General features: G+C 49.3%; 7 protein-coding genes and 1 pseudogene. 7 read left to right on the forward strand and 1 reads right to left on the reverse strand.

What is annotated here, in order from left to right; translation table 11 throughout:
* The first annotated feature begins 176 nt into the window (after positions 1-176).
* From purU to B4113_RS04435, 6 genes are all read left to right on the forward strand, one after another.
* A complete protein-coding gene (gene purU / locus B4113_RS04410; protein WP_033019770.1) occupies positions 177-1,079 on the forward strand; it encodes a formyltetrahydrofolate deformylase in 903 nt (300 codons plus the stop codon).
* Between the two features lie 114 nt (positions 1,080-1,193).
* The gene (locus B4113_RS04415; RefSeq protein WP_033019768.1) at positions 1,194-1,568 is read left to right on the forward strand and encodes a helix-turn-helix transcriptional regulator; all 375 of its coding nucleotides are present in this window, start codon (positions 1,194-1,196) and stop codon (positions 1,566-1,568) included.
* Positions 1,569-1,698: 130 nt separating this feature from the next.
* The gene (locus tag B4113_RS04420) at positions 1,699-2,574 is read left to right on the forward strand and encodes an AAA family ATPase (protein ID WP_033019766.1); all 876 of its coding nucleotides are present in this window, start codon (positions 1,699-1,701) and stop codon (positions 2,572-2,574) included.
* 10 nt (positions 2,575-2,584) lie between these two features.
* Positions 2,585-4,495 (forward strand): nitric oxide reductase activation protein NorD, encoded by a 1,911-nt coding sequence (locus B4113_RS04425; RefSeq protein ID WP_033019764.1) that lies wholly within the window; start codon positions 2,585-2,587, stop codon positions 4,493-4,495.
* 17 nt (positions 4,496-4,512) lie between these two features.
* Positions 4,513-5,757, forward strand: a complete 1,245-nt coding sequence (locus B4113_RS04430; protein ID WP_061912268.1) for a DHH family phosphoesterase — start codon at positions 4,513-4,515, stop codon at positions 5,755-5,757.
* A gap of 138 nt (positions 5,758-5,895) precedes the next feature.
* Positions 5,896-6,090, forward strand: a complete 195-nt coding sequence (locus tag B4113_RS04435) for a hypothetical protein (protein ID WP_061912269.1) — start codon at positions 5,896-5,898, stop codon at positions 6,088-6,090.
* Positions 6,091-6,430: 340 nt separating this feature from the next.
* On the opposite strand, the gene B4113_RS04440 is transcribed toward B4113_RS04435, so the two are convergent.
* The gene (locus B4113_RS04440; protein ID WP_061912270.1) at positions 6,431-7,399 is read right to left on the reverse strand and encodes a helix-turn-helix domain-containing protein; all 969 of its coding nucleotides are present in this window, start codon (positions 7,397-7,399) and stop codon (positions 6,431-6,433) included.
* Between the two features lie 233 nt (positions 7,400-7,632).
* Between B4113_RS04440 and B4113_RS18505 the strand changes: the two are divergent.
* Positions 7,633-7,816, forward strand: a pseudogene (locus B4113_RS18505) (IS701 family transposase); the annotation flags it as partial.

Consider the following 7,816-nt stretch of genomic DNA (forward strand, 5'->3'; position numbering starts at 1 on the left):
AACCGACGCAAGCCGGAGCGAAATCGCCAAACGATAGGATCATTGCCCGCTTTACAAAAGGAGAGGTCCATTGAGACACTCTTCTTTTGTTTGTTAGAAACATTCCTTGTTGGCAAGCTCAGCAATTTTTTGTATGATGGAAATTAAGTCACAACAAGATAAAGGAGAGACATCGGATGAGCACATTTCGCCAACATCGCTGGCAATCGTTTTTGCAAACCTACGAACATCGCGCCCGGCTGCTCATTTCCTGCCCGGACCGTCCCGGCATCGTTGCCGCGGTCACCTCATTTCTTTATGAACAAGGGGCGAATATCGTCGAATCAAGCCAATACTCAACCGATCCGGAAGGCGGCACGTTTTTCCTCCGTTTGGAGTTTGACTGCCCGAACGTCGCCGCTCGAAAAAACGAGCTTGAAGCGGCGTTTCGCTCGATTGCCGCAGAATTTGGCATGACGTGGCGGCTCCGGCTTCACCGTGACATTCGGCGGATCGCCATTTTTGTCTCGAAGGCGGAACATTGCTTGCTTGAGCTGCTTTGGCAATGGCAGGCGGGCGAACTGATCGCCGATATCGCCCTTGTCATCAGCAACCACCCGGATTTGCGCGAAACCGTTGAGCCGCTCGGCATCCCGTACGTACATATCCCCGTCACGAAAGAGACGAAAGCTGACGCAGAAGCCGAACAAATCCGCCTGCTTCGCGACTATCGGATCGATACGATTGTGCTCGCTCGCTACATGCAAATTTTATCGCCGGCGTTTGTCGCTGAATTTCCAGGGAGAATCATTAATATTCACCACTCGTTTTTGCCGGCGTTTGTCGGCGCGCGGCCGTACGAGCGAGCCTATGAGCGGGGCGTCAAGCTGATCGGGGCCACGTCCCATTACGTCACCGATGATTTAGATGAAGGGCCGATCATTGAACAAGACGTCACCCGGGTGGATCACCGCCATCATCCCGACGATTTGAAACGGATCGGCCGCCTAATCGAAAAAACGGTGCTCGCGCGGGCGCTCAAATGGCATTTGGAAGACCGGGTCATCATTCACGGCAATAAAACGATCGTGTTTTATTGAAAGCAGGGAGGGAAGGATTTTTCCTTTCCCTCCTCGTATATGGTATAATGAACATAGAAACCGGAGAATGGCGAATCTTCCAATCGATGAGAAAAGCGGGGAAGGAGGAGCGGCATGGGAGAAAAACGAACGCCAAGCGGTTTTCTGTTAAAACAACGTGCGTTTTTAAAATTGTATTTGATCACGTTAACAGAACAAGAACGGCTGTACGGATTGAAACTGCTCGATGTGCTACGCCAAGAGTTTAAACCGTTCGGCTACCGGCCGAACCATTCAGAAGTGTACAAGGCGCTTCACGATTTGATCGAAGACGGCATTTTAAAACAAGTAAAGAAGAAAAAAGAAGGGATGAAATACCAAGAAGTCGTGTATTACCGATTCGCCGAGGGTGGGCAGGAAAAAGCGAAGCTATACAAACGCCAGCTAAAAGCAGAGCTTGACCGATGCGCGGCGCTCATTCGCAAAGCGATTGAGGACAACTACAGTTAGGGGGGCGCCGAGTTTTTTCTTTAATATAAATTTACATAATATAATTATGGTTGATTTTATTTGTTTTGCGTCCGAACCGTCGATCTAGTAGAATGAGAGGGGAAGATGGCAACAGAGAGGAAGACCACAAATGATCACATGGCCACCAGTAGTCGTAAAAGCGATCGAGACACGAACCGAGCAGTTCCGCCACGATCCGGATCGGGCGTTGATCGGATCGGGCGGGTATACGGCCGACGACGAGGCGATCGTACACGATGCGGCCGTCGCCCTGGCGCTTGGGAAAAACGTGCTGTTAAAAGGACCGACCGGGTCAGGCAAAACGCGGCTCGCGGAAACATTGTCCGCGCTGTTCGGCCAGCCTATGCACAGCATTAACTGTTCCGTTGACTTGGATGCCGAGGCGTTGCTCGGGTTCAAGACGATCGTGCATCAGAACGGCCAAGCTGTCATTGAGTATGTGCCCGGACCTGTGATTCAAGCGATGACCAAAGGGCATTTGTTATACATTGACGAAATTAATATGGCAAAACCTGAGACGCTGCCGATTTTAAACGGTGTCCTCGATTACCGGCGGCGGCTTACCAACCCGCTCACCGGCGAGGTCGTGCAGGCGAAACCGACGTTTGGCGTCATCGCTGCCGTCAATGAAGGCTATATTGGCACCGTTCCGCTGAATGAAGCGCTGAAAAATCGGTTCGTCGTCATTGACGTGCCGTATGTGCAAGGAGCGACATTAAAATCGGTGTTATTGGCGCAAACTACAGTAACGGATGAGGCGTTGATCGACCGTTTCGTCGCTCTATCGGCCGATTTGCTTACACAAGTGCGAAACGGACAAATCGCTGAAGAAGCCGCCTCCGTGCGCGCCTTGCTTGATGCTTGCGATCTGGCCGCATATATGCCGCCGCTGCGCGCGATTGAACGAAGCATTGTCGATAAGCTTGACGATGAGCGGGAGCGAGCCGCGGTGCGGAATATAGCTGAAACATGGTTTGAGGAGTAGGTGGCGGCGCATGGAACGATTCATGATGTTCGACGATCGGCCGATCGATTCGTTTTTGGTGATGCAGCTTTCCGATCTTGCCCGAACGCTCGCCCAGAACCGTCATTGGACGGTGGAGTTCGCCGCTCACTCCGGCGTGCATCTAACCCGGCCGATTGTTTACGTCAGCCGCTTTTGGGACGTCTATCCTGCTCACGAGAAAGAAGCGGCCATCAAAAGTGACGTCGTGCTGCGCCTTATTGGCACAAGGCGTCATACCGACGTCTCCGCCGTTCAGGCGTTCCGGCAAGCGGCCGACGCGCAGCCCTTGCCCAAACTGGCGAAACAGCTGTTTTCCTTCGCTGAAGATCTTCGTTTGGAAATGGTGTGCGAGCGGGAACGACCGGGGACGAAGCGATGGTTTCGGGTGCGCCGTCGCCTATACCGCCGCTATTTCGCCCAGCAATGGCAGGCGAACCAAACGCGGAGCGCCTTGGCTGATCAATTTTTGGCGGCTATGTATTTGCGTTTGACTGCCGACTCTCCCCTTGACGATGTGCCGCTCGCTCCGATGGCCGAGGAAGCGGTGCAAACCCGCCTGCAAACGCTATGGACACAATGGTTTGACGCTTCTTCGACCACTGAGGTAGCACAATGGGCATTGGCGCTGACGGAACTGATGAAACAGTCACTCCATAGCGATCTCGTCCACGACTACACATCGCTTCCCTTTGTCAGCGACGCTGGACAGGACGAACAAACGCTGACGATTGACGACATCAAACGAACGGATTCACTTGAAAACGATGATGCGCTCGCCGAGGCGAACGGGGAGGTCAAGCGGCAGACGCTGCCGACATGGCATCGAGAAACGAGTCGGACGGGTGGAAGCTTTCTCCGCTTTGAACTCGAGCGGGGAAGCCGAACAGGAATGATGGGCGATGGGGCAAGACCGGGGGATGACGGCGACCAAGCGCTCGCCATCGTTCAAGGAACGTCCCAACCAACGAATCGGAATGACTATGGCCTCGAGGCGCACGCCTCCTTTGACGATCATCCCCGCACCGGAAGCGGCGCGCCATACGGCGAGGCGAACCGCCGGGCTGAACTTGTGCTTGTTCCTTTCTCGCCGTCAAGTCCGGTCCATCTCGAGCAATACCGCGCCAAGCAGGCGGCGGTGGCGCCGTACCGGAAACGGCTCGTGCGCGTGATGGAGCAATGGCTTGAGCATCAGCGCAGCGCTTGGCGCACAAACTTGCCCGCCGGACGGCTGCGCAAACAGCTGGTGCCGTTTTTCACCGATGAGCGGCCGCGCTTGTTTTACAAAAAAGGCGAGCCAGCGCGGCGGTTTGATGCGGTATTCGGACTGCTCGTCGACTGTTCCGCCTCGATGCACGACAAAATGGAAGAGACGAAAACCGGTCTTGTCCTTTGTCATGAAGCGTTGAAAACGTTGCGGGTGCCGCATGCCATTGTGGGATTTTGGGAAGATGCGAACGAAGCGACCGCCGCTTGGCAGCCGAATTACATGCAAACGGCTGTATCGTTTCGCCGATCATTGGAGCCATCGAGCGGCCCGGCGATCATGCAGCTTGAGCCGCATGAAGACAACCGTGACGGATTGGCGATCCGCTGGATGACGGAACAGCTTCTTGGCCGTCCGGAAAGGCAAAAAGTGCTGCTCGTCTTCTCGGATGGCGAGCCGGCCGCATACGGCTACGAACAAAACGGCATCATCGATACACATGAAGCGGTCGCCGACGCGCGCCGTCGCGGCATCGAGGTCGTCAACCTCTTTTTAGGGCGCGGCGCCGATGACGAATCGACGCGGCGGACGGTGGAAAACATTTACGGCCGTTTTCGCGTCTTCGTGCCGCATGTCAGTGAACTTGCTGACCGCTTGTTGCCGCTTTTGAAAGCCTGGCTGCAAAAAAGTTTGTGACAGAAGGATGGGAAATGATGATCAAATTATTCACCGACAGCGACTTAGACGGCATCGGCTGCGGATTGCTGGCCAAACTGGCGTTTACGGAAGTCAATATTTCATTTTGTTCCTATCGAAATCTTGACGAGCGGGTTGCCCAATTTTTGCAAAGTGAAGAAGCGGCCGATGCCATGCTATGGATCACCGACTTGGCCGTCGGCAAGGAAGTCGAACAAAAGCTGGCCGAACGAGCCGAGCGCGGCGGCCATGTGCAAGTGATCGACCACCATGTCACGGCGCTTCATTTTAACCATTACCCGTGGGGATGGGTCGTGCCGACCGGAGAAGATGGCAAAAAAACATGCGCCACCTCGCTTTTTTACGACTACCTTGTCCGCGAAGGGAAACTGGCGCGAACGGAAGCGCTTGACGCGTTTGTCGAACTCGTCCGTCAATACGATACATGGGAATGGGAAGAGAACGGAAATATACAAGCCAAACGGCTTAATGATTTACTGACGATTTTAGGGCTCGACAGTTTCTGGGAGACGATGAGCGAACGGCTTTCTTCCGGCCAACCGTTCGCCTTAACCGAAACGGAAGAGCTGCTTTTGGATATGGAAGAAAAGAAAATTCAGCGCTACATCCGGCAAAAACAAAAGCAACTCGTTCAGCGCTGGCTTGGCGACTATTGCATCGGCGTCGTCTTTGCCGAGCGCCATATGTCGGAACTCGGCAATGTGTTATCGAAGCGATTTCCTCATCTCGATTTAATCGCGATGGTCAATATGGGGACGAAACATATCGGTTTTCGTACCACTCACGATGATGTCAACGTCGCTGAGTTCGCTCGGCAGTTCGGTGGCGGCGGCCACCCAAAAGCGTCCGGTTGTTTGGTTGATGAGACGACATTCCCGCTCTTTGTCATCGAGACGTTCCCGCTTTTGCCAATTTACGGCGATGCGGAACAAAACCAGCTGAACAAACGAGACGGAGCGGAAGGAACCTTTTGGACGAATCATCATGGTCAATGGTGGTTGAGCCGTCATACCGAGCAAGGCTGGATCGTATATGCTGATGGGGAAGGGGAGGCGCATGCGTTTCCAGATGAAGCTAGCGGCGAGCGCTGGCTAAAGCGGCAGTTTGCGGCCGGCCTTGCTCATGATGAGGCGGTGCTTCAGTTTTTAAGCACACGACTCGCCCGAGACAAAGCCGACATTCAAGCAGACTATCTGGCGGCTGTCAAGCAATACAAACAACAAACCGGCATCGAACTTTGATGCCGGTTTTCCTGTTCGGTCAATCCTTCACCATTTCGCGAGGGCGATACAGCAGAAAATGTTAACATAATTGTAACAGTTTTTGTGTTTAGGAAAAACAGGGTTTGATTATAATAAGCACATAGGGAGGTGAGGAAAATGAAACAGTATGTTTTTTCTTTCTACACAGTTCAAGGAAAGACAATCGTATGGGAAGAAGCCATTACTGCGTCTGGAATGATGGAAGCCTTTTCAAAAGCGCAACAGTTGCTCATCAAACATAAACGAGAAAAGGGCGTACCGATCCGCGTCAAATATAAAGGCGTTTGCTACCGTCATACCGATATCGCATGACAAAGAAAGGATGGGAATATGCTCTCCCTGCGACTATCGACACGCAGCGGGTAACGTGCAGTGTTTCTTGGAAGTGACTCAAGAACACTGCACGTTTTTATATGTCAACCAATACGGACGAGCTCCCGTCGTCATCGCCCACGCCTGTAACCAGCGGAAATAGCCTTGCTATCATACGTATAAGACAAGTTCGTTCGTGATAGAATACATGGGGATTTTTTTGCTTTGTCTCACTATCATGAGATTACTTTTATATGAGACAGACGCTTATTTAACTTCCTATAATTTATATTATGTCTACTAAAATTTAAAAAATATATGAGTGGCCTTTTGATTACCACTACTCTTTCTTTATTTGATAAAATTCTTCGCTAAATTGTTTGTCTTGTTTCAACCATCTAAAATAAGTTCCTAATGTAATTCCAACTGTTTCACATGCTTGATGAACGCAATAACTTTTTCGATATTCATCGATAAAAGCTTTTTTTCTTGCTGCAACAGCTTGTTTTGTTCTTTTTAATTTCGCATTTTGCAATGTTTCTGCATCCATATTTTTATCTGGGAACGCTTCAAATTTGCGTTTTAAGTATAATCCTTTATCGTGATAAATCCAGTCGTAAAATTCCTTAATGTTTTTTCTGCCGCTCATATATAAACGAATATGTTTTTCTTTTTTGGTTAAGTACACGTCAAATCCTCGCGCTTTTAGATGATGTTCTAATACCGTCATGAAATCGAGAGAACCGCCAACAAAACTGACTAAATAGCCACGAGAATAAATATTTCCATCACCGTCAAAATAGCCTCTTATAAAATGATTTAAATACACTTCTGGAACATACGGAAATTTTATATCCAATGATTTATTTGGTGTGATACCATGTATCTCCATTAGATCGTTTTTCATAACTTTGCTATTGAGATATAACATATAAACACCGGTTTGCTTATTTTGATAAAGTGGTTGATTAGACCCTAATTCGTCTCTGATTTGTTCTAAAATATATTTTTCTTTTTGCGCGAATCCGATCGTCTGAAAATCATTGGAGACAAAACCGTCCGCTATAAAAAAACCTAAGATATAAGCCATATTTTTAGACCAAGTCTTGAAATAATCTTCATTTAACTTATACTTACGCTTCCAACTACCAAACGGCCTTTTTTCAATATTATGATCAGACAAAATCATTCTTATATATCTTGGGGACACATTGGAAAGCTTTGCAATTTCGGTGGTACTAGCACCTTCAAGATAAAGTTTTATAATTTCGTCTATCACCAACGTTCGTTTTATATTTTTTCTTGTCATCTTTAAAACCCCTTCCATATTTATTTAAAATATATTATAAGAACAAACGTTCTTATTGTCTATATGAATTAAAATATTCGTAATAATCCCTTCCCCACTTTAATTAATGAATGGACTGTAGATGAGCAAATTTGCTAACATAAATTGACAACTAAACAAAAAAGGAGACATGAACCCGATTCCTTGGTTAGAATAGATGTACCACCAACTACCCACAAGGAGGTTCATGTCTCATGAATAGATTAGCACATCATCAACGAATCCACAAGTTTTTCATGACGCTGGGATTGGCGCTTGATTTCTCGAAGCCGGTCATCAAGCATCTGGTTCATATTGTGGATGCCTTGACGACCAAGGGATGTTCGGGGACATTGACGGATGTCCGGTACTGGAGTTTTCACCCGAATCATCGAACGA

This window comes from Geobacillus sp. B4113_201601, from assembly GCF_001587475.1.
Classification (GTDB): Bacteria; Bacillota; Bacilli; order Bacillales; family Anoxybacillaceae; genus Geobacillus; species Geobacillus icigianus.